Source organism: Mesorhizobium sp. CA16, from assembly GCF_020165175.1.
Lineage (GTDB): Bacteria > Pseudomonadota > Alphaproteobacteria > Rhizobiales > Rhizobiaceae > Mesorhizobium.
This window is the reverse complement of record NZ_JAIUHP010000011.1, coordinates 23,971-44,192: the sequence shown is the minus strand read 5'-3', so window position 1 is coordinate 44,192 and position 20,222 is coordinate 23,971. Positions and strand designations below refer to the sequence as shown.

Below are 20,222 nucleotides of genomic sequence, written 5' to 3'. Positions count from 1 at the left end.
GGGGTGCGAGACGTGCACGCCATGGCCGAAAACGAACACAGAAACCAACACAGGCAACGCGTGCTCAAAGGCGCGGCGATCCTGACCGGCATCAACAATTCCGAGGTCAGATGCACGGTGCGCAACATGCATGCTAACGGCGCAGAGTTGAAAGTGCCGATCGATGCGCGCGTGCCGGACGAATTCCTTCTCTATGTGCCGATCGACGGCATCGGCTACAGGGCGGTGGTGCGTTGGCGCCGCGAGGACCGCATCGGCGTCGAGTTCACCGGCACCGAGCCCAAGCCGCACTGGCACTACGGCTAGATCCCGGACCCGACCAGCTTGCTTGGCAAAGAAAGGCCGGCGGATCGCTCCGCCGGCCTATGGAATGCAACGGTGAAATCGAAGATCAGTTCTTCGGCTTGTCGACCAGCTTGTTCTCGGCGATCACCCGCGCGACCGCAGGGCGAAGCCCGAGGACGCGCAGGCAAAAAGACGTGGATCGCCTTAGTTCTTCGCCTTGTCGACCAGCTTGTTCTTGGCGATCCCCCGCACGACCGCAGGGCGAAGCCCGAGGACGCGCAGGCAAAAAGACGTGGATCGCCTAGTTCTTCGCCTTGTCGACCAGCTTGTTCTTGGCGATCCACGGCATCATCGCGCGGAGCTTAGAGCCCACCTCTTCGATCTGGTGGCTGTCGTTGCCACGGCGGATGCCCTTGAAGCGCGACAGGCCGGCCCGATATTCCTGCATCCATTCTGAGGTGAACTTGCCGGTCTGGATGTCCTTCAGGATGCGCTTCATCTCGGCCTTAGTTTCCGCGGTGATGATGCGCGGACCCGAGACATATTCGCCCCATTCGGCGGTGTTCGAGATCGAGTAGTTCATGTTGGCGATGCCGCCTTCATAGATCAGGTCGACGATCAGCTTCACCTCGTGCAGGCACTCGAAATAGGCCATTTCCGGCGCGTAGCCGGCTTCCACCAGCGTCTCGAAACCAGCGCGGATCAACTCGACCAGACCGCCGCACAGCACCACCTGCTCGCCGAACAGGTCGGTCTCGCATTCCTCGCGGAAATTGGTTTCGATGATGCCCGAGCGGCCGCCGCCGACGCCGCAGGCGTAGGAGAGCGCGAGGTCGAGCGCGTTGCCCGAAGCGTCCTGGTTGACGGCCACCAGGCACGGCACGCCGCCGCCCTTCTGGTATTCGCCGCGCACCGTGTGGCCCGGGCCCTTCGGTGCGATCATAACGACGTCGACCGACGCCTTCGGCTCGATCAGGCCGAAATGCACGTTGAGGCCGTGCGCGAAGGCGATCGCGGCGCCGTCGCGGATGTTCGGCGCGATCTCGTTTTTGTAGATGTCGGCCTGCAATTCGTCGGGCGTCGCCATCATCATCAGGTCGGCCCATTTGGCAGCGTCGGCCACGCTCATCACCTTGAGCCCGTCGGCCTCGACCTTCTTGGCGGTCGCCGAGCCGGCCTTCAGGCCGATGGCGATCTCCTTGACGCCGGAATCCTTGAGGTTGAGCGCGTGCGCCCGGCCCTGGCTGCCATAGCCGATGATGGCGACCTTCTTGCCCTTGATCAGATTGAGATCGGCGTCACGATCGTAATAGACACGCATTGTGGTCTTCCTTCCCGTTTGAAGATCAGAGGGCCTGCGGCCCGGTTTTTGCTCCGAAAAGAGCGAGAAACTGCTGCGTCGCGCGGCGGGCATCGCCGCCGATCGTCGCCCCAGTCAATTCCACCCGATCGCCGAGCAGCAGACGTATCTGCACGTCCCGGCCGACCAGGCCGAAAAAGGTCCGGAACGCCGTCTCGGCGTCCTCGAAATCGAGCAGTCCTGCCTGGCGTCCGGCTTCGAGCACAGGCTTCAGGCGCTTCGCCAAGGCAAAGCGGCCGTTCTGCAGCACGACGGCGCCGAGATCGTCCTTGCCCGAGCCGGCATGGCTGACCGCGACACGGTTGAGCGCGATCGAGGTGTCGCTGGAAATCACCTTGAGCCAGTCTGATGCGAAGCGTTCGAGGCTCGCGGTGAGCGAAGCAAGGTCGAGCCCTTCGCGATCGACCGGCGCCACGCGCACTTTGGACGCCTGCCACTGCACTGTAGCGGTCAGCAGCCCGTCACGGTCTCCGAACCACTTGTATAGCGTCTCCTTGGAGCAGCTTGCCCGCCGCGCCACCGCAGTCATGGTCAGGTTGTCGCCCTCCTCGACCAGCAGACGAAGCGCCGCATCCAGAACGGCCTGCTGGCGCTCGGTGAGCGTCTCGCTGTTGTCGATGTCGGCGCCAGCCTGCAGCACGTTCTTTTCCGGTTCTTCGGTCGCCAGAGGCGTACCGTACGTTACGGTTCGGCTTATTGCGCATTCCGGTTTCCGATGCAAGGGGCTGCTGCGAAAAATGACCCGGCGAACCGGCGAAAGGCTTGTCAGCTAATCGCCTATCGGCGGACTGCGCAGCCGTCCGAGCAGGCGGGCCAATGTCTTCAGGTCCTGGGCTGAAAGCCTGTCGCCCATTTGGTCGGCGATCGAAGCGCCATAGACAGCCCAGATGCGGCGGCGCATGTCCCGACCGCTTGGCGTGATGCGCACGGTCTGGCCCCGGCCGTCATCCGAGACCGGCAGCTTTTCGACCAGGCCGTCCGCCTCCAGCCGGGCCAGCAGCCGGGAGACGCTATACTGCGCCAGCAAAACGCGATCGATCAGCTCGAACGGCCGCAGCCCTCCCTCGCCCGCTTCCGCCAGCTCGTGCAGCACATCATACCAGCCTAGCGGCGGCAGCCCGCTGGCCTTCAGCGCGTCCTCGGTCTTTTCGACCAGTTGGTGCGAGACACGCATGAGGCGCGCCCAGGCGGTGACGGCTTCGGGCGATGGGGATTTCTTCGTCATCGGCGCAGCCTAGCGGTTAGATGCAAATGCATCAAGCTTGACGATCGATGCAAATGCATTTATATAGATGCAAACGCATCGATATGGAGTTCTTCGATGAAACATGAAATCTGCAAGATCGCCGATATCCCGCAAACCGGCAGCCTGGTCGCGCCGTTCTTCGGCCGCGAGATACATGTCTGGCGCAGCGGCGAGCGCATCCGCGCCGCGGCCAATGTCTGCCTGCATTTCGGCGGGCCGCTGGAATGCAAGGACGGCTCACTTGTCTGCCAATGGCATGGCGCGAAATTCGACATGGCAAGCGGCGAGCGCCTGGAAGGCCCGGCGCCGAAGGGCTCCCGCCTGATGTTCCTGTCGACCCGCGTCGAAGACGGCGCGCTGAACTATGTCTGGGGGGAATGAGATGACCGCCAGGCTCACCCTCGTCAGCCATCACCTCTGCCCCTACGTCCAGCGCGCCGCGATCTCGCTTGCCGAGAAAGGCGTGCCGTTCGAACGGGTCGATGTCGACCTTGCCAACAAGCCCGACTGGTTCAAGGCGGTCTCGCCGCTCGGCAAGGTGCCGCTGCTGCGCGTCCGGCATGGCGACGCGCAGGAAGTCATTTTCGAATCCGCCGTCATCCTCGAATTTCTCGAGGAGACGGAGGCCAATCCCTTGCACCCTGCCGATCCGCTGCTGCGGGCCAGGCATCGCGCCTGGATCGAATTCGGCTCGGCGATCCTCAATGCCATCGGCCGTTTCTATTCCGCTGCCGATGAAGCCGCTTTTCTCCATGAAAGCGGAGGCTTGTCCGGGATGTTCGCGCGTGTGGAGGCAGAACTTGCGGCAAGGCAAAGCGGTCCGTGGTTCGCCGGAGATCGTTTCTCGCTGGTCGACGCCGTCTACGGACCGGTCTTCCGCTATTTCGACACGTTCGACCGCATCGGCGACTTCGGCATTCTGGACGGCAAGCCGCTCGTCCAAGCCTGGCGCGAGGCGTTGAGCGAACGGAAATCGGTGAAGGAAGCCGTCAGCCCGGACTATCCGTGGCGGCTGCACGCCTTCCTGCGGGCAAAGGGGTCTTACCTGTCCGAGATCATCCGGCTGCAGGCCATTGCAACTCCGCAAGCCCGATCCGCCTGAACGGGTCGACTACCGTACCAGCGACCATGGCCGCAAGGAGTTGCGGCCCTGGCGGAAGTCTCGCCAGCGCCGCCACCACACGGTCGCGGACAAAGGGCAAGGCCGCGGAGTCCGATTGGTAGAACGGCGTCAGCGACAGCGACAGCGCCTGGAAGACGCGCACATGCCAACGGCGCGCTCTTACATAGGTCGCCAGCGCTTCATCTATGCCGTTCGCGTGCGCCAGCGCATGGCTGAGGGCCGCGGCGTCAAGCAGCGCCATGTTCGCGCCTTGCCCGAGCTGCGGGCTGGTCGAATGCGCGGCATCGCCGATGACGGCAAGCCGCCGGCCGGCCGGCAATGTCATCGTATGGTGGCCATAGCGGGCGAGCGAGAGCTGCTCGAAACTGTCGATCTGGCTAGTGAAAGCCTCGCACTCTGGCCACACAGAGACCACCCTCGCTTTCCAGGCATCGAGTCCCTTCGCCTTTATCTGTTCGGCATCGGCCGGCTTGAGGCTCCAGAAGAAGGCCGCCATCTCTTGCGCGCCGGGCTCCGGCCGGCCGATCGGCAGCACGCCGACCATGACGCTCGCCTTGTCATAGCGCTGCAGCAGCGCCCGCTTGTCAAAGCCGTCCCGCCAGCCGAGCGACGCCCAGAATGCCCCATAGGCGAGCGGCCGCGGCATGGAGGAATCCCCAAGGTATTGCCGCAGTTTCGAGCGCGCGCCGCTGGCATCGACAATGAGGTCGAACGGCCCGAGCCGCCTGCCGTTGCTGCAGACCAGCGTCGCCCGTTCGCCGACTTCCAGCGTTTCGACCTCGACATTGGTTTCGATGGCAATCGCTTCGCGCAAAGCGGCACGGTAGAGCACGCCGAACAGCGCCGCCCGATGCACGGCGAGGCCGAAGCGGCGGCCGCGCCGCGCGTCATAGCGGACTTCGAGCACCGTGCGCCCGCTGCCGGCGTCAGTGCCGTGCAGCCGCTCGATGCGGCTGCCAAGTGAAAGGATCTCGTCGAGCAGGCTGAGATCGGCGAGCACGGTCAGCCCGGTCGGCTGCAGGATGAGGCCGGAACCGACCGGCTTCGGCGCGGCGAAACGCTCGAAAATGGTGACCTTGTGTCCGGCCCGCTTGAGATAGAGCGCCGCGCCCAGTCCGGCCGGGCCGGCACCGGCAATCGCGATCTCGTAAGACTTGCCCATCGTCCCCCAACCCGACCCTGCGGGGACAATCCCGCTTGGAACGCGCCGGATCAATCGGGCGCTTTGACGCTTGTGTCGAGAGATCAGCCCTGGGCGGTGTCGAAGGCGGCGCGCGCATCGCGCACCGCGTCATGATTGAGTTCGGCCCATTGAACGAGCTGTTGCAGAGGCAGGAACATCGAACGTCCAAGATCGGTCAGGCTGTATTCGACGCTCGGCGGCTTGGTCGGGAACACCTCGCGGTGCACGTAGCCGTCCCGCTGCAGATCATGGAGCGTCTGCGTGAGCATGCGCTGCGAGATGTCGGGAACCAGCCGGCGCAGCTCGCCAAAGCGATAGGGCTTCTCGGCCAGTGCCATCACCAGCAGCGAGCTCCATTTGCCGCTGATGCCCTGGATCACGTCGCGGACCGGACAATCGGCGAAACTGGCGCCGTTCGTCATGGCCTTGTAGACCTCGAGCTTGGCTTTCAGATTGAAGATCTTGCTGTCCATCACGACATCCGCTGATCGAAACTAAAGCATGTCTCCCGAAAGCGGGAACCGGTTTCGGAATAAAGACATGCGTAAAATCAAACCTAAAGCGCATGGAGCGAATCTGAAAGATCGCGACGCGCTTTAGGCCGGCCGGGGTGGTTCCCTGGCAGTGCCTACCTCCCGAAAAACTGCCTTCTTTACGGCCTGCGGTCAATTCCTATTTTAGCGCTGGTCTCTTTTTGAGACCACCAATCAGACCCGCCATTGGCATTTTCAAGGGATACCCGATGACCGAAACCCTTCTCGTAACCGGTGCTTCCGGCCATCTTGGCCGCGCCGTCATCAATCATCTGCTTGGCGAACGGAAAGTCGCGCCAGCCAATATCATCGCCACCACACGCAACCCGGAAAATCTCGCCGACCTGGCTGCGCGGGGCGTCGCTGTGAGATCCGCCGACTTCGATGATAAGGCTTCGCTGGAAGCAGCGTTCACGGGCGCCGACCGGGTACTTGTCATCTCGACCGGCGAGCTCGACCTGAAAAGCGACCGGCGCCTGAAGCAGCACCAGGCAGCGGTGGCCGCCGCCAAGGCGGCCAAGGTCTCGCACCTGCTCTATACCTCAATGCCCAATCCGGAGCCCGGCTCGCCGGTGCTGTTTGCCGGCGACCATTACGGCACCGAAGAGGCGATCAAGGCGAGCGGCATCCCCTACACCATCTTCCGCAACGGCTGGTACCAGGAGAACCTGTTCATGTCGCTGCCGCATGCCATTTCGTCGGGCAAGTGGTACAGCTCGGCCGCCGACGGCCGCATCGCTCACGGTGCGCGCGACGACATGGCGGCGGCCATTGCTGCCGGCCTCGCATCCGACTCCAAGGAAAGCCACATCTACACGCTGACCGGCCCGCAGGCCTATACCACGAATGAAATTGCGGCGCTCGTAAGCGAGGTGACCGGCAAGCCGCTGGAGGTCATCCAACTGCCGGACGAGGCGCTGACCGAAGGGGTGAAAGCGGCGGGCGTTCCCGAGGATTTCGCCCGCATCATCGTCTCCTTCGATGCCAACACCCGCGCCGGCCGCATAGGCGAGGTGACCGATGCCGTCGAGAAGCTCTCAGGCCGCAAGCCGCGGACGCTGAAGCAGTTCCTCGAAGCGAACAAGGCCGCATTGCTCGGCTGAAGTCTGGCGCGCCTGGGAGGTCGTCCTCCCGGCGTGCTTCACTTCGATTTCTTGGGCATCCGAGCCGGATCGGGCTTTCACCGGTGGCGACAAGCGCGCCTCTCTAAGATGCGGCGTCCAGCCGCGGCCGGCGCGGCCCAGCCTCTCAGATCGCGACCTGCGTGCCGATCTCGACCACGCGTCCGGTGGGAATTTGGAAATACTCCGTCGCGTCCGACGCCGTCTTCGCCAGGCCGATGAACAGCCGGTCCTGCCAGATCGGCATGCCGGAATTGGGCGAGGCTTTCAGCGAACGGCGCGACAGGAAGAAGGACGTCGTCATGATGTCGAACTTCCAGCCCTGCTTGCGGCAGATGGCCAAGGCACGCGGAATGTTGGGCTGCTCCATGTAGCCGAAGGTCAGCGTCACCCGCATGAACAGCTCGTTGACCGTCTCCAGCTTGACGCGCTCGCTGTCGGGCACCACAGGCTGCGGCGCCGTCACCACCGACAGGATGACGTTCTTTTCGTGCAGCACCTTGTAATGCTTCAGGCTGTGCATCAGCGCCGTCGGCGCGCTCAGCGGATCGCTGGTCAGGAACACGGCGGTGCCCGAGACCAGCTGCGGCTTCTTCTTCAACAGGCTTCCCGCCAGGAAATCGAGCGGGATCTCGTTACGGCGCGTCTTGTCGAACAAATAGCGGCTGCCGCGCACCCAAGTCCACATGCCGAGGATAATGGCGAAGGCGACCGCGAGAGAGGCCCAGCCCCCCTCGAACACCTTGACGATGTTGGAGGCGAAGAAGCCTATGTCGATCAGGGCGAACACCGCCGTCAGGCCGATCGCCGGCCAGATATTCCACTTCCAGATGCGTGTCATGACGATGAACAGCAGCGTCGTCGTCACCAGCATGTTGCCTGTGACGGAAATGCCATAGGCTGAGGCGAGCCTGCTGGATTCGCCGAAGCCAACCACCAATAGCATCACCACCAGCGCCAGGAGCATGTTGACGCGCGGCATATAAACCTGGCCGGACTGCTTCTCCGACGTATGCAGGATTTCGAGTCGCGGCAGCATGTTGAGCTGCACCGCCTGTCTGGTCAGCGAATAGGCTCCGGAGATGACGGCCTGGCTGGCGATCACGGTCGCTGCGGTCGCAAGGACCACCATGGGGATGAGCGCCCAGCCCTCATTCATCTCGAAAAACGGGTGGCCGACCGTGCCCCCCTTGGCAAGCACATAGGCGCCCTGCCCGGCGTAGTTCAAAAGCAGGCAGGGAAACACGATCGCAAGCCAGGCCAGCACGATCGGCTTGCGGCCGAAATGGCCGAGGTCGGCATAGAGCGCCTCGGCGCCGGTGACGGCCAGGAAGACTGCGCCGACCGTGACGAAGGACACGTCGGGCGAATTGATGAAGAAGGCCACGATGTAGTGCGGGCTTATGGCCCATAGGATTTCCGGGTCCGAGATGATGTGCTTCAGCCCGGAAACGCCGATGGCAAGGAACCATATGGCGGTGACCGGCCCGAACACCAGGCCCACACCGCCCGTGCCGAAACGCTGCACCGCAAACACGGCTGCGAGAATGAGCAATGTCAGCGGCACCACATAGGGCTGGAAGGTGGGGGTGACGACGTTCATGCCCTCGACCGCCGACAGCACCGAGATGGCGGGCGTGATGACGGCATCGCCGAAGAACAGCGACGCGCCGACGATGCCGATGCCGAGCACGATCGCCGAGCGTGTCGGAAAAGTACCGCGCGCCAGCGCCATCAGCGACAGCACGCCGCCCTCGCCGCGGTTGTCGGCGCGCAGCACGAACATGATGTATTTCACCGTCACCGTGATGGTGAGCGACCAGATAATCAGCGACAGCACGCCGAGAATGTCGGCGCGGTTGGCCACGTCGCCGCCCGACGAGGCGCGCAGCGCCTCGCGGAAGGCGTAGATCGGGCTCGTGCCGATATCGCCATAGACGACGCCGAGCGCTCCCAGCATCAACACCTTGGTGCTGTGCTGTTCGATCTCTAGATGGCTCGATTGGTCGACGGGTTCTGCCTCAGCACCATTGGCAAGGGCCATGGACCACACTCCGATAAAACGCGCGGTGCTCTACGCTTGCTGCAGTGCAATATCAAGTGCCCCAGCGTGAGGGCTCCCATGCCGCCGACGCACGGCTTCACTGCGTACGGAGCGCGTTGGCATCGTCATCCGATAGAAAACGGCCTCGTCAGATAGCGACCTGCGTGCCGATCTCGACCACGCGTCCGGTGGGAATCTGGAAATACTCCGTTGCATCCGCAGCCGTCCGCGCAAGGCCGATGAACAGGCGATCCTGCCAGACCGGCATGCCGGAATTGGGCGAGGCCTTAAGCGAGCGTCGCGACAGGAAGAAGGACGTCGTCATGATATCGAACTTCCAGCCCTGCTTGCGGCAGATGGCCAAGGCGCGCGGAATGTTCGGCTGCTCCATGTAGCCGAAGGTCAGCGTCACGCGCATGAACAGCTCGTTGACCGTCTCCAACTTGACGCGTTCGCTGTCGGGCACGACTGGCTGCGGCGCCGTCACCACCGACAGGATGACGTTCTTTTCATGCAGCACCTTGTAGTGCTTCAGGCTGTGCATCAGCGCCGTGGGGGCGCTCAGCGGATCGCTGGTCAGGAACACGGCGGTGCCCGAAACGAGCTGCGGCTTCTTCTTCAGGAGATTTGCCGCCAGGAAGTCGAGCGGGATCTCGTTGCGACGCGTCTTGTCGAAGAGGTAGCGGGTTCCGCGGATCCAGGTCCACATGATCAGGCCCATGAGGCAGGCGACGGTGATCGACACCCAGCCCCCTTCGACGATCTTGACGACATTGGCCGAGAAGAAGCCGAGATCGATGACGCCGAACAGCAATGCCAGCGCCAGCGCGGCCGCAACCTGCCATCTCCAGAGCCAGCGCATGACGACGAACAAAAGGATCGTTGTCATCAGCATCTCGCCGGTCACCGAAATGCCATAGGCCGAGGCGAGCGCGCTCGAGCTGCCGAAACCGACGACCAGAAGCATGACGCCGAGTGCCACCAGGAGATTGACCCTCGGCATATAGATCTGGCCGCTCTGCATCTCGGAAGTATGCTGCACCTCGATTCGAGGCAGAAGGTTGAGCTGCACCGCCTGCCTTGTCAGCGAGAAGGCGCCGGAAATGACGGCCTGGCTGGCGATGACGGTGGCCGCGGTCGCCAGGCCCACCATCGGCATCAGCGCCCATTCGGGCAGCATCTGGAAGAACGGGTTGGTGGGCTTGCCGCCATGCGAGAGCACGAAGGCGCCCTGCCCGAAATAATTCAGGAGCAGGCAAGGGAAAACGATTGCGAACCAGGCCATCACGATCGGCTTGCGGCCGAAATGGCCGAGGTCGACATAGAGCGCCTCGGCGCCGGTGACGGCCAGGAACACGGCGCCCACGGTGACGAAGGCGCCCGTCGGCGTGGTGGCGAGATAATAGATCGCGTAATATGGATTGATCGCCAGGAAGACGGACGGGTCGTCGACGATATGATAGACCCCAGCCGCTCCGATGGCCACGAACCATGTCGCCGTCACCGGTCCGAACACCGCCGCCACCTTGCCCGTGCCGAAGCGTTGCACGGCGAAAAGCACGGCCAGGATGACCAGCGTGATCGGGACCACATAGGCATCGAGCGCCGGGGTGACGACTTTCAGGCCCTCAACCGCCGAAAGCACCGAGATCGCCGGCGTGATGATTGAATCGCCGAAGAACAATGCCGCGCCGCAAAGGCCGATAACCAGGATGAAACGCGAGCCCGGGGGATAGGCGCTGCGCGCCAGCGACATCAGCGACAGCGTGCCGCCTTCGCCCTTGTTGTCGGCCCTGAGCACGAAGGCGACATATTTGATCGTGACGATGATGGTGAGCGCCCAGACGATCAGCGACAGCACGCCGAGCACGTCATGGCGGGCGACCGAGCTTGACGAGGCATGCAGCGCCTCGCGGAAGGCGTAGATCGGGCTCGTGCCGATATCGCCGTAGACGACGCCCAGCGCGCCAAGCATGAGAACCTTGGTGCTGTGCTGCCGCTCGGTTTCGGCATGGCCCGAGCGTTCGAGGGATTCCGTCTCGCTGGCGTTGGCTAGCACCATGAACCCCATTTCATCAGATTCGCCACGCTTCGAGGTCGCCGCAACGCGCGGGACACACCGAAACTGCCGGAGTTACGCAAGGCGCCCTACCATCCGCAGGCCTTCAAGAACCGCCCGACAGTGCCGGCCATGCCATACTCCAGCGCATCCGCTGTCAACCCATGTCCGATCGATACTTCGGCTAATGCCGGAATGCGTTTGGCCAGCGGCGGCAGGTTCTTCACGGTCAGATCGTGGCCGGCATTGACACCGAGCCCGGCCGCGAACGCCGCATCAGCGGTTTTTCCCAACCTTTCCAGTTCTTTCGCCGCCTTTGCGAAATCAGAATGGTAACCTCCATATGGCCCGGTATAGAGCTCGATGCGGTCGGCGCCGGTGTCGCGAGCCGCACTGACCGCGTCCGGATCCGCGTCGGAAAACAAAGACACGCGAAACCCGCCCTTCTTCAACCGCTTGACGATCGGAGTGAGGAACGCCGCCTGGGCGACGAAGTTCCAGCCATGGTCAGAAGTCGCCTGCGCAGGGTCGTCCGGCACCAGCGTCACTTGCTCGGGCTGGTTCTTTTCGACAAGCGCCAGAAAATCCTCGGTCGGATAGCCCTCGATGTTGAACTCCGCGCCCGGAAACTCATCATCGATCAGCGCCCTGATCTCCGGCAGGTCGGAATACCTGGTGTGCCGCTCGTCAGGGCGCGGATGCACCGTCAGCCCGTGCGCGCCGGCGGCAAGCGCTATGCGGCCAAGTCCAGTCACGCTCGGCCATGGCAGGTCGCGACGGTTGCGCAGCATGGCGACGGCGTTGAGATTGACCGAAAGCTTGGCGGGCATGAGCTGGGGTCCAGTGGATCGGCGCGCATCTATAGCGCCTTTGACGGGAACAGATAGAGGGTTTCGCGTGTTCCAGGGGATAGATGGAGGCTAAGATAAGGATTTGCCAGTGAATTTCCTCGAAGCCGTGCCGGCGATCCGCCGCATCGAGACCAATCGCGATGCGCTTTTCGCCATCGACGTCGTCGGCGATGTCTCGCCGGCCGACGCGGAAAACCTGTTCGGCCTGCTGGAGGCCGCCTACGCGCTGCATCCCAGGATCGACGTGCTGGTCAGGTTGACCGACGAGGAAAGCGTCGACTGGGCCAATATCAAGCAAGACACGCTCAAGCAGGGCGTGGCCGACGCGATGCAACATGTCGTGCGCTGCGCGGCCATCGGCGAGCCGAGTTGGGCCCCCCTCGTCGCCGGCCTTTTCCCCAAGACGCTGCCTTTCGAATTCAGGCGCTTTGGCGTCGACGACGAGGAAGCCGCCTGGCAATGGCTTGGCGCAAGACCAACGGACTAGGGTTGTTGAGATTCAGGTCAGGCCGAGCCGGAGTCGAAGACGGGCGCGAAGCGACCAAACTGGATGGTTTCCGGGAACCGGCCTACGCCGGCCGTAGCCTTCATAGAGCGGAGACGCTTATGAGAGCTTCGGCCGGCGAAGGCCGGAGCGGAGCGTGCTTGACGTATGTGAGCACCGGAAGCGCAGGAAGCCGCCATTTGCAGGCCGGCCTCACCTGAATCCCAACAACCCTAGCGCACGACCGTCAGCCGCTCGGCGGCGCGGGTGATGGCGGTGTAGAGCCAGCGCTGCCTGGTTTCCTTGAACGCCCAGCTCTCGTCGAACAGCACCACGTCGTTCCACTGCGAGCCCTGCGCCTTGTGCACGGTCAGCGCATAGCCGTAATCGAAGTCGTCGAAGCGCTTCTTCTGCTGCCAGGGGATTTCGGCATCCGGATCCTCGAATGCCGCCTTGAGCAGCTTGATCTTGGCGACGCCGCGGTCGGGGTCGTCCTCTTCCGGCGAGACCAAAAGGTTGATGCCGGGCTTCACCGTCTCGCGCGACGAGGTCATCACCTTCCACAGCGAACCGTTGAGCAGCCCCTTGGCCGGGTCGTTGCGCAGGCAGACCAGCTTGTCGCCGGCTTGCGGGAAGTCGGCGTTGAACCCCTTCAGCTCGCGCAGCCTTTGATTGTAGCGCCGGCGCGTGCGGTTGGTGCCGACCAGCACCTGATCGGCCTTGAGAACCAGCTCCTGGTTGACTGCTTCCCTGCCGATCACCTGCGCCGTGCCGTAGTCGCCATGCATGAATTCGCGGCCCTCGCGCACGTCGAGCGCCAGCCGGATGATCGGATTGTCGCGCGCCTGGCGATGGATCTCGGTCAACAGAACGTCCGGCTCATGCTCGGTGAAGAAGCCGCCGCCCGAGATCGGCGGCAGCTGCGCCGGGTCGCCGAGCACCAGGATCGGCGTGCCGAAACTTTGCAGGTCGCGACCGAGCTGCTCGTCGACCATCGAGCATTCGTCGATGACGACAAGCTTGGCGCGCGAAATCGGGCTTTGCCGGTTGAGCGAGAAGGTCGGCGACATCGAGGTCTTGCCGGTCACCTCGTCCTCAACCGATTCCTCGCCCTTCGGCCTATAGATCAGCGAATGGATGGTGCGGGCGTTGGTCGCCCCCTTCGAGCGCAGCACCTGCGCCGCCTTGCCGGTGAAGGCGGCGAACTGCACCTGGCCGTCGACATGCTCGGCGAAATAGCGCGCCAGCGTCGTCTTGCCGGTGCCGGCATAGCCGAACAGCCGGAAGATCTGCGGCCGGCCCTCCTTGAGCCAACGCCCGACCGCTTTCAAAGCCTCATCCTGCTGGGGAGAAAATTCCATCAGTGCGACAGACCGGATTCGCTGACGAAAGACAAGATTGGCCGCTGTATCGACCGTTGTCGGCTGCGGGCGCAAACGCCTCCGACAACTCAGGCTACCAGCCGCCAATCGGAACGTAAAGAGAACAACGACCTATCGGCCTGCGCCCGGATCGTTCTCCAGCAGGATCGGCTTGCCGTGTGGCGTCGCATGCGCGGCGCGTTCCCAGGCGGCGGCGAGCTCGTCCACCTCGCCCTTGCTGGCGACATCCTTCCTGGACAAAAGCTTCTCCAGCGCCACCAGCCAATGCTCGTAGTAATAGTGCCCGTCGCTTGCGGCGCCCGGCTTCTTCACCTCGGCGGATAAGGCCTCCGCCCATTCGCTCCACGAAAACAGGCCGTTGCCGTGCAGCGCAACGGTCAGTGCGAAGGCTTCGGCCTGCCACGGCTCGGCAAAGACCGGCTCGTCGAAACCAGCCGGCAACGCACCTTCATGCCGGCTCAAGATAGCTCTCCCAGGCGTCGATCGAGACGCTGAGCGTCGGATCGGCGCCCTCGCCCCAGATCTCGCTCCCGTCGAACACCACAGTGTAGACCCATTGCGGGTTTTCACCCCTGCCGTGCGCATTGCTGTCGGGGAAGACGAAGCCGTCGCGCACCGCCTCGATCCTGCCGTTCTTGCCGCGCGCATAGCGCGGCAGGCGCGTATGGCCGGTCGGGTTGAAATTCTTCGTCCGCACGCGATCGCCCGCGCGGAAACGCGCCGGCGTAGCGACCGGCCGGTTGCAAGGCCCGCCCTTAGCGAGCACTGCGGGTACATCCGCCGCCTTCAGCATTCTCTTCGGCGTCGCAGCGTTATCGACTGCCTTGCCGGCGGCAAGGTCGCGCTCGGTGACGAAGCCGTGGCGTTTCAGGAGCGTTTCCAGCGCCTTGATCCAGATCTGGTAGTAGCTCGAGGAGTAATAGTCGGCGGGATGCAGCGATTCCCGCGCATGCCGGCTCTCGTCGATATTCCAGGCGCCCATGCCGCCGGCGGTGAGCGTCACGCCCAGCGCCCGCCGCTCCCACGCCGCGTGGAAATAGGGCTCGTCCTTCTCGGGCGCGACCGGCCCGAAGCCCATCTGCCCGCCGAGATCCTGCGGTCCGTTCATGCCGGTTCCCCTTCCGGCTCTTTAGCAAGCGCGGTGCCGATCATCGCGTCGCGGCTGACCAGTCCCGCGAGCTGCTCTTCGCTCCAGCCCTCGGTCCCCTTGGGACGCATCGGCACCACCAGGTAGCGAAGCTCTGCCGTCGAATCCCAGACGCGGATTTTCTTCTGCGCCGGCAGCGTCAGCCCGAACTCCTCCAGCACGCCGCGCGGATCGATGACCGCCCGCGAGCGGTAAGGCGGCGCCTTGTACCAGACCGGCGGCAGGCCGAGCACCGACCACGGATAGCAGGAGCAGAGCGTGCAAACGACGAGGTTGTGCGTCTCCTCGGTGTTGAACACGGCCTGCATGTGCTCGCCCTGCCGGCCGGTGTAGCCCAGCGACGCGATCGCCGCGGTCGCGTCGCGCTTGAGCCATTCGGCATAGGCTGGATCGTTCCAGGCCTTCGCCACCACCCGCGCGCCGTTGCGCGGGCCGATCTTCGTCTCATAGGTGTCGACGATGACGTCGATGGCCGCAGGGTCGATCAGGCCCTTTTGGGTCAGGATCGTCTCCAGCGCGCGCACGCGCGCCGCGAACGGATCGAGCTCGTTGTCGTGGTCATGATCATGGGACATGGTCACAGACTAGGATCGGCTGCGGCCGGCTGCAAGCGCCACGGCTTGGGCCAGTCGGAGCGATCTACTCGGCTGCCGTCTTCTGCGGCTCGGGTTCGCCGTCGAACAGCGAGGCTTGCTCGCCGCTTTCCACCACATGCAGCGCCGGCCGGCTCTTCTTCGACGAGAAGCTGAGCAGCCAGCCCGAGAAATTCTCGAAATAGACGTAGATCACCGGCGTGACGAACAGCGTCAGCGCCTGCGAGGCGAGCAGGCCGCCGACCACGGCAACGCCGAGCGGCTGGCGCAATTCGGCGCTGGCGCCGGTGCCGAGCGCGATCGGGAACGTGCCCATCAACGCCGCAAGCGTCGTCATCATGATCGGCCGGAAGCGCATCAGGCAGGCTTTGTGGATGGAATCCCTCGCCGACATGCCCTGCCGCCTGAGCTCCAGCGCGACGTCGACCATCATGATGCCGTTCTTCTTGACGATGCCGATCAGCATCAGGATGCCGATCACCGCGATCACCGACATATCCATGCCGGCGAAGCGCAGCGCCACCACGGCGCCCAGCACCGCCGACGGCAGGCCGGTGAGGATGGTGAGCGGGTGGATGAAGCTCTCATAGAGCATGCCGAGCACGATATAGATCGTCAGGATCGCGCCGCCGATCAGCAGCCCCTGGTTGGCCAGCGAATCCTGGAAGGTCTTGGCCGTGCCGGCAAAGCTCGTCGAGATCTCCTTCGGCATGCCGATCTGGTCTTTGAGCTGGTCGATGCGGGTCACCGTGTCGCCGAGCGACACGCCCTGCGGCAGGTTGTAGGAGATCGTCACCGCTGGAAGCTGGCCGAGCTGATTGATCGTCAGCGCGCCGGCCGTGCGGTCGACATGGGCGAAGGCGCCGAGAGGCACCAGGCTGCCGCTCGCCGTCCGCATCTGGATGGCGAGCATCCGCTCGGGCGACCATTCGATCTTGGGATCGAGCTCGGTGATGACCTCATAGCTGTCGGCCGAACCGAAGATCGTCGAAACCTGGTCGGTGCCGAAGCCGCCATAGAGGGCGGAACGCAGCGTGTCGGTGTCGATGCCGAGCTGGGCGGCCTTGTCGCGGTCGATCACCAGCGAGGCCTGCAATGCGTTGTTTTGCAGGTCGCTAGTGACGTCGGTGAATTTCGTATGGTCCGCGGCCATCGCGTCGTTCAGCTTCTGCGCCCAGATGTCGGTCTGGCCGGTGTCGAGCCCCTGCACCACGAGCTGATAGGCGCTGGCCGACGACCGCGAGCCGAGCCGCAGGTTCTGCACGGGCTGCATATAGGTCTCGATGCCCGCCACGCCGGCCAGCTGGCGTCTCAGATCCGAAAGCACCTTCTCGATGTTGGGCCGCTGATCCTTGCCCTTGAGCTGGACGAAGAGCTGGCCTTGGTTGAGCGCGTTGTTGCCGCTGCCCGCCGACCAGGCCACATGGTCGACATAGGGCGACTTCGAAAACACGCTGGCCACCTGCCCTTGCAGCTTCGCCATGGCGTCGAACGAGATGTCCTGGCGCGCGATCGTGGTCACCGATATCTGGCCGATATCCTCCTGCGGAAAGAAGCCCTTCGGGGAGACCTGGATCACCCACACCGACGCCGCGGCGGTCGCGATGAAGACGAGGAACACCAGGAAAGTGTTTCGCAGGCAGAAGCCCAGGATCCGGTCATAGCCGCGCGTGATGAGGTCCGGCTTATGACCGGGGGCGTGCTTTTCGCGATCGGCCTTGGTCACCGACAACAGACGCGAGCAGAGCATTGGCGTCAGCGTCAGCGACACGAACATCGAGGCCAGAATGGCGACGGTCACCACGACGGCGAATTCGTTGAAGATGCGGCCGATGACGCCGCCCATCAGAAGCACCGGAATGAACACCGCCACAAGCGAGATCGAGATCGAGATGATGGTGAAGCCGATTTCGCGCGCTCCCTTCAACGAAGCGTCGAAGGCGGACAGCCCGTCCTCTTCCATATGGCGGAAGATGTTTTCCAGCATGACGATGGCGTCGTCGACGACAAGACCGACGGCCAAAGTCAATCCCATCAGCGAGATATTGTCGATCGAGAAGCCGAACAGGAACATCGCGCCAAGCGTGGCGATCAGCGAGATCGGCACCGCCACCGCCGGGATGATCGTCGCCGTCACCCGGCGCAGGAATACGAAGATCACCAGCACCACAAGCGCGATGGTCAAGAGCAGCGTGAACTGGACGTCGTCGACGGCCTGGCGGATCGATGTCGAGCGGTCGTTGAGCAGCTTGATCTGGGCGGCGCCCGGCATCTGGTCCTGGAAGGACGGCAGCATCGCCTTGACCTTGTCGACGACGTCGACGGTATTGGCGTCGGGCTGGCGCTGCACGGCCATGATGATCGCGCGCGTGCCGTCATACCAGCTCGCCGTCGTCGTGGTCTGCACGGAATCGACGGCGCGCGTCACGTCGCCCAGCCGCACCGGGCGGCCGTTCTTGGTGGCGATGATGAGGTTGGAGAAACCTGCGGCGTCGGTAAGCTGCGTGTTGGCGGTAATCGTCAGCTGCTGCTTGTTGTTCTGCAGCACGCCGAGCGGAGTGTTGCTGTTGGCCGAGGTGATGGCGGCCTGCAGCTGATCGATCGAGATGCCGCGCGCGGCGAGCGCGGTCGGATCGATCTGGATGCGCACGGCGTATTTCTGCTGGCCGAAGATCGAGACCTGGGCCACGCCGTCGATGGTCGACAGCGACGGTGACATGACGTTTTCCGCGAAGGCGTCGAGGTCGGTCAGCGGGACCGTGTCGCTGACCAGCGACATCAGGAGGATCGGCGCGTCGGCCGGATTGACCTTGCGATAGCTTGGCGGCGAGGTCATTTCCGGCGGCAGCGATCTTTGCGTGCGCGCGATCGCCGCCTGGACGTCCGCCGCCGCGGCATCGATGTCGCGGTTGAGCACGAACTGGATGGCGATCGAGGTCTGGCCGAGCGAATTGGTGGTCGAGATCGAATCGATTCCGGCGATCGTCGCGAATTGCTTGATCAGCGGCGTCGCCACCGATGTCGCCATCGTCTCCGGCGACGCGCCGGGAAGGCTGGCCGAAACGTTGACCACCGGGAATTCGGCGCTGGGCAGCGCCGCCACCGGCAGGAACTTGTAGGCAAAAATACCGCCCAGAATGAGGGCGAACGACATCAGAAGGGTGGCGACAGGCTTGCGGATGCAGAATTCGGAGATCATTGGCTCGCCCCGCCGGCCTTGTCGGCCTCCGCGACCTTGGGCGATGCCTGTTCACCGGATCCCGCGGCGGCTTTGCCTTCATGCACCGCCGCGCCGTTTTTCAACCGTGTCTGGCCTTCGACGACGACCTTCTCGCCGCTCTTGAGCCCATCGCTGATGGCGCTGTTTTGGCCTTCCGTCAGCGCCACCTGCACCGGCCGCATCTCGACGGTGTTGTCCGGCTTGACGACATAGACGAACGGCCCCTTCTGGCTGGGCTGCACCGCGACCGTCGGAACCGAGGTCATCTGCGGCATCATGCCGGCCTCGAGCACCACGTTCACATACTGCCCAGGCCACAGCGAAAGATCCGGATTCGGTATGCTCGCCCGCGTAGCGATGGTGCCGGAGGCCGTATCGACGCTGGAATCGACGAAATCGAGTGTGCCCTTGCCGATCGGCGTGGGATCGCCGGTCTTGGTCAGCGTCACGTCGCCTTGCTGTGGATCGGAGAGCGCCTTGTGCAACAGGGCAAGGTTGCTCTCGGGCAGCGTGAAGTTCACCTGCAGCGGATCCATCTGCGTGATGGTGACCAGCGGCGTCGAGCTGCTCGAGTTGCCGTTGCTGGTGGTGACGAGATCGCCGACCGACACGTTGACCGCGCCGAGCCGGCCCGAGATCGGCGCCGTAATCGTTGCATAGCTCAATTGCACGGTGTCGGCATCAATGGTCGCCTTGTCGGCGTCGATGGTGGCGGCCGCGGCCTTCTGGGCCGCCAGCGCCTGATCGTAGGTCTGCTGCGTGCCGGCCTGCTTGGCGACGAGGTCCTTCGCACGCTGCAGATCGGCCTGGGCGCTCACCAGCATCGCCTGGTCCTTGGCGAGCTGCGCCTGATCCTTGGCGAGCTGCGCCTTCAGCGCGCGGTCATCGAGCGAAAGGAGCAGATCGCCGGCCTTGACCATCTGCCCGTCCTTGACCGCGATCGACACGATCTGGCTGGACACACGGGCATTGATATTGACCACCTCCGGTGACGAGACGAAGCCGATGGCATAGCGGCGGATCGGAAAATCGGCTGTCGTCGCGGTGGCGGAGACGATCGAGGCCGAACGCGGACCACCGCCTTTCGCATTGTCGCCTTTCGCATTGTCCGGGGCACCGGCCGCCTTATCGCCGCTCGCCGTCTTGTCCGTGGCGGCCACGCTGGCCTGCTTGCCCGAAATCAGCTGCTGGACCTTGGCCGACGTCGTGGGCGAAAGATAGAGCCCGGCGCCCGCCAGACCGGCGACCGCAACAACTGCAAAGGCGATTTTTCCGCGCATCGACAAATAAGCCTTCTACCCGACACGCCGATCCCGGTGGTCCATTCTAGCTCGCTTCACGACCTCGTGCCGCGATTTTCGTGGAGTAGATAGGACAAGGCTTTGGCCGAAAAGGGCCAAAACGGGGCATTACGAAGATTTAATGTGCACTGCACAATAGCTAAGCAGCCGGCAAACGAACCCAACGAACGCCTCTGCGACCAGTCCGAAAGCTGTCAGATGTGTTGAGATTCAGGTCAGGCCGAGTCGAAAACGATGGTTTTCGAGAACCGGAGCGGAGCGTACTTTTCCTACGTGAGCACCGGAAGCGC

At 63.7% G+C, this 20,222-nt stretch carries 19 protein-coding genes; 5 read left to right on the top strand and 14 right to left on the bottom strand.

The window, feature by feature from the left end; genetic code table 11:
* Positions 1 to 21: 21 nt before the first annotated feature.
* A complete protein-coding gene (locus tag LB525_RS16715) occupies positions 22 to 306 on the top strand; it encodes a PilZ domain-containing protein (protein ID WP_095764807.1) in 285 nt (94 codons plus the stop codon).
* Between the two features lie 280 nt (positions 307 to 586).
* On the opposite strand, the gene ilvC is transcribed toward LB525_RS16715, so the two are convergent.
* The 3 genes from ilvC to LB525_RS16700 all read right to left on the bottom strand — a co-directional run bounded on the left by ilvC (position 587) and on the right by LB525_RS16700 (position 2,870).
* On the bottom strand, positions 587 to 1,606 hold the full coding sequence (ilvC, locus tag LB525_RS16710; protein WP_224522787.1) for a ketol-acid reductoisomerase: 1,020 nt from the start codon (positions 1,604 to 1,606) through the stop codon (positions 587 to 589).
* 25 nt (positions 1,607 to 1,631) lie between these two features.
* Positions 1,632 to 2,282 carry a TetR/AcrR family transcriptional regulator gene (locus tag LB525_RS16705; protein ID WP_263490336.1) on the bottom strand — a complete coding sequence of 217 codons (651 nt, stop codon included), beginning with the start codon at positions 2,280 to 2,282 and terminating at the stop codon, positions 1,632 to 1,634.
* A gap of 132 nt (positions 2,283 to 2,414) precedes the next feature.
* Complete coding sequence (locus LB525_RS16700; RefSeq protein WP_224545439.1) at positions 2,415 to 2,870, bottom strand: MarR family winged helix-turn-helix transcriptional regulator; 456 nt, start codon at positions 2,868 to 2,870, stop codon at positions 2,415 to 2,417.
* A gap of 96 nt (positions 2,871 to 2,966) precedes the next feature.
* Between LB525_RS16700 and LB525_RS16695 the strand changes: the two genes are divergently transcribed.
* Together LB525_RS16695 and LB525_RS16690 are read left to right on the top strand one after the other, a co-directional pair.
* Positions 2,967 to 3,272: a Rieske (2Fe-2S) protein gene (locus LB525_RS16695; protein ID WP_224545438.1), complete on the top strand. Its 306-nt coding sequence runs from the start codon at positions 2,967 to 2,969 to the stop codon at positions 3,270 to 3,272.
* A 1-nt stretch (position 3,273) separates the two neighbouring features.
* Positions 3,274 to 3,993 (top strand): glutathione S-transferase family protein, encoded by a 720-nt coding sequence (locus LB525_RS16690; protein WP_224545437.1) that lies wholly within the window; start codon positions 3,274 to 3,276, stop codon positions 3,991 to 3,993.
* Here the strand turns inward: LB525_RS16690 and LB525_RS16685 are convergent.
* Entirely contained in the window at positions 3,947 to 5,176 is a 1,230-nt protein-coding gene (locus LB525_RS16685) for an FAD-dependent oxidoreductase (protein ID WP_224545436.1), read from the bottom strand. The two genes, LB525_RS16690 and LB525_RS16685, sit on opposite strands and share 47 nt — an antisense overlap.
* 83 nt (positions 5,177 to 5,259) lie before the next feature.
* Positions 5,260 to 5,670: a winged helix-turn-helix transcriptional regulator gene (locus LB525_RS16680; protein WP_224545435.1), complete on the bottom strand. Its 411-nt coding sequence runs from the start codon at positions 5,668 to 5,670 to the stop codon at positions 5,260 to 5,262.
* A gap of 269 nt (positions 5,671 to 5,939) precedes the next feature.
* Between LB525_RS16680 and LB525_RS16675 the strand changes: the two genes are divergently transcribed.
* On the top strand, positions 5,940 to 6,833 hold the full coding sequence (locus tag LB525_RS16675) for an SDR family oxidoreductase (RefSeq protein ID WP_224545434.1): 894 nt from the start codon (positions 5,940 to 5,942) through the stop codon (positions 6,831 to 6,833).
* Positions 6,834 to 6,978: 145 nt separating this feature from the next.
* On the opposite strand, the gene LB525_RS16670 is transcribed toward LB525_RS16675, so the two are convergent.
* From LB525_RS16670 to LB525_RS16660, 3 genes are all read right to left on the bottom strand, one after another.
* A complete protein-coding gene (locus LB525_RS16670; RefSeq protein WP_224545433.1) occupies positions 6,979 to 8,895 on the bottom strand; it encodes a potassium transporter Kup in 1,917 nt (638 codons plus the stop codon).
* Positions 8,896 to 9,043: 148 nt separating this feature from the next.
* Positions 9,044 to 10,957 (bottom strand): potassium transporter Kup, encoded by a 1,914-nt coding sequence (locus LB525_RS16665; RefSeq protein WP_224522794.1) that lies wholly within the window; start codon positions 10,955 to 10,957, stop codon positions 9,044 to 9,046.
* 86 nt (positions 10,958 to 11,043) lie between these two features.
* Positions 11,044 to 11,784, bottom strand: a complete 741-nt coding sequence (locus LB525_RS16660; protein ID WP_224545432.1) for a pyridoxine 5'-phosphate synthase — start codon at positions 11,782 to 11,784, stop codon at positions 11,044 to 11,046.
* A 109-nt stretch (positions 11,785 to 11,893) separates the two neighbouring features.
* Here LB525_RS16660 and LB525_RS16655 point away from each other — a divergent pair, with 109 nt between their 5' ends.
* Positions 11,894 to 12,292, top strand: a complete 399-nt coding sequence (locus LB525_RS16655) for an STAS/SEC14 domain-containing protein (protein WP_140626916.1) — start codon at positions 11,894 to 11,896, stop codon at positions 12,290 to 12,292.
* A 230-nt stretch (positions 12,293 to 12,522) separates the two neighbouring features.
* Here LB525_RS16655 and LB525_RS16650 read toward each other — a convergent pair whose 3' ends face one another.
* From LB525_RS16650 to LB525_RS16625, 6 genes are all read right to left on the bottom strand, one after another.
* A complete protein-coding gene (locus LB525_RS16650) occupies positions 12,523 to 13,650 on the bottom strand; it encodes an ATP-dependent RecD-like DNA helicase (RefSeq protein ID WP_140839868.1) in 1,128 nt (375 codons plus the stop codon).
* A 132-nt stretch (positions 13,651 to 13,782) separates the two neighbouring features.
* A complete protein-coding gene (locus LB525_RS16645) occupies positions 13,783 to 14,133 on the bottom strand; it encodes a nitrile hydratase accessory protein (protein ID WP_224545431.1) in 351 nt (116 codons plus the stop codon).
* Positions 14,120 to 14,779: a nitrile hydratase subunit beta gene (nthB, locus tag LB525_RS16640; RefSeq protein ID WP_224545430.1), complete on the bottom strand. Its 660-nt coding sequence runs from the start codon at positions 14,777 to 14,779 to the stop codon at positions 14,120 to 14,122. Before nthB ends, LB525_RS16645 begins: the two co-directional genes overlap by 14 nt.
* Positions 14,776 to 15,393, bottom strand: coding sequence for a nitrile hydratase subunit alpha (gene nthA, locus LB525_RS16635; RefSeq protein WP_224545429.1), 618 nt, complete (start codon positions 15,391 to 15,393; stop codon positions 14,776 to 14,778). Before nthA ends, nthB begins: the two co-directional genes overlap by 4 nt.
* Positions 15,394 to 15,457: 64 nt before the next feature.
* Positions 15,458 to 18,610, bottom strand: a complete 3,153-nt coding sequence (locus LB525_RS16630) for an efflux RND transporter permease subunit (protein ID WP_224545428.1) — start codon at positions 18,608 to 18,610, stop codon at positions 15,458 to 15,460.
* Positions 18,607 to 19,911, bottom strand: a complete 1,305-nt coding sequence (locus LB525_RS16625; protein WP_224545427.1) for an efflux RND transporter periplasmic adaptor subunit — start codon at positions 19,909 to 19,911, stop codon at positions 18,607 to 18,609. Before LB525_RS16625 ends, LB525_RS16630 begins: the two co-directional genes overlap by 4 nt.
* Positions 19,912 to 20,222 lie beyond the last annotated feature (311 nt).

Coding starts and splice junctions, on each gene's coding strand:
- LB525_RS16665 (WP_224522794.1), bottom strand. CDS start 10,957: ATGGTGCTAGCCAACGCCAGCGAGACGGAATCCCTCGAACGCTCGGGC.
- LB525_RS16685 (WP_224545436.1), bottom strand. CDS start 5,176: ATGGGCAAGTCTTACGAGATCGCGATTGCCGGTGCCGGCCCGGCCGGA.
- LB525_RS16695 (WP_224545438.1), top strand. CDS start 2,967: ATGAAACATGAAATCTGCAAGATCGCCGATATCCCGCAAACCGGCAGC.
- LB525_RS16675 (WP_224545434.1), top strand. CDS start 5,940: ATGACCGAAACCCTTCTCGTAACCGGTGCTTCCGGCCATCTTGGCCGC.
- LB525_RS16715 (WP_095764807.1), top strand. CDS start 22: ATGGCCGAAAACGAACACAGAAACCAACACAGGCAACGCGTGCTCAAA.
- nthA (WP_224545429.1), bottom strand. CDS start 15,393: ATGTCCCATGATCATGACCACGACAACGAGCTCGATCCGTTCGCGGCG.
- LB525_RS16690 (WP_224545437.1), top strand. CDS start 3,274: ATGACCGCCAGGCTCACCCTCGTCAGCCATCACCTCTGCCCCTACGTC.
- LB525_RS16660 (WP_224545432.1), bottom strand. CDS start 11,784: ATGCCCGCCAAGCTTTCGGTCAATCTCAACGCCGTCGCCATGCTGCGC.
- LB525_RS16700 (WP_224545439.1), bottom strand. CDS start 2,870: ATGACGAAGAAATCCCCATCGCCCGAAGCCGTCACCGCCTGGGCGCGC.
- LB525_RS16680 (WP_224545435.1), bottom strand. CDS start 5,670: ATGGACAGCAAGATCTTCAATCTGAAAGCCAAGCTCGAGGTCTACAAG.
- LB525_RS16625 (WP_224545427.1), bottom strand. CDS start 19,911: ATGCGCGGAAAAATCGCCTTTGCAGTTGTTGCGGTCGCCGGTCTGGCG.
- nthB (WP_224545430.1), bottom strand. CDS start 14,779: ATGAACGGACCGCAGGATCTCGGCGGGCAGATGGGCTTCGGGCCGGTC.
- LB525_RS16670 (WP_224545433.1), bottom strand. CDS start 8,895: ATGGCCCTTGCCAATGGTGCTGAGGCAGAACCCGTCGACCAATCGAGC.
- LB525_RS16650 (WP_140839868.1), bottom strand. CDS start 13,650: ATGGAATTTTCTCCCCAGCAGGATGAGGCTTTGAAAGCGGTCGGGCGT.
- LB525_RS16630 (WP_224545428.1), bottom strand. CDS start 18,610: ATGATCTCCGAATTCTGCATCCGCAAGCCTGTCGCCACCCTTCTGATG.
- ilvC (WP_224522787.1), bottom strand. CDS start 1,606: ATGCGTGTCTATTACGATCGTGACGCCGATCTCAATCTGATCAAGGGC.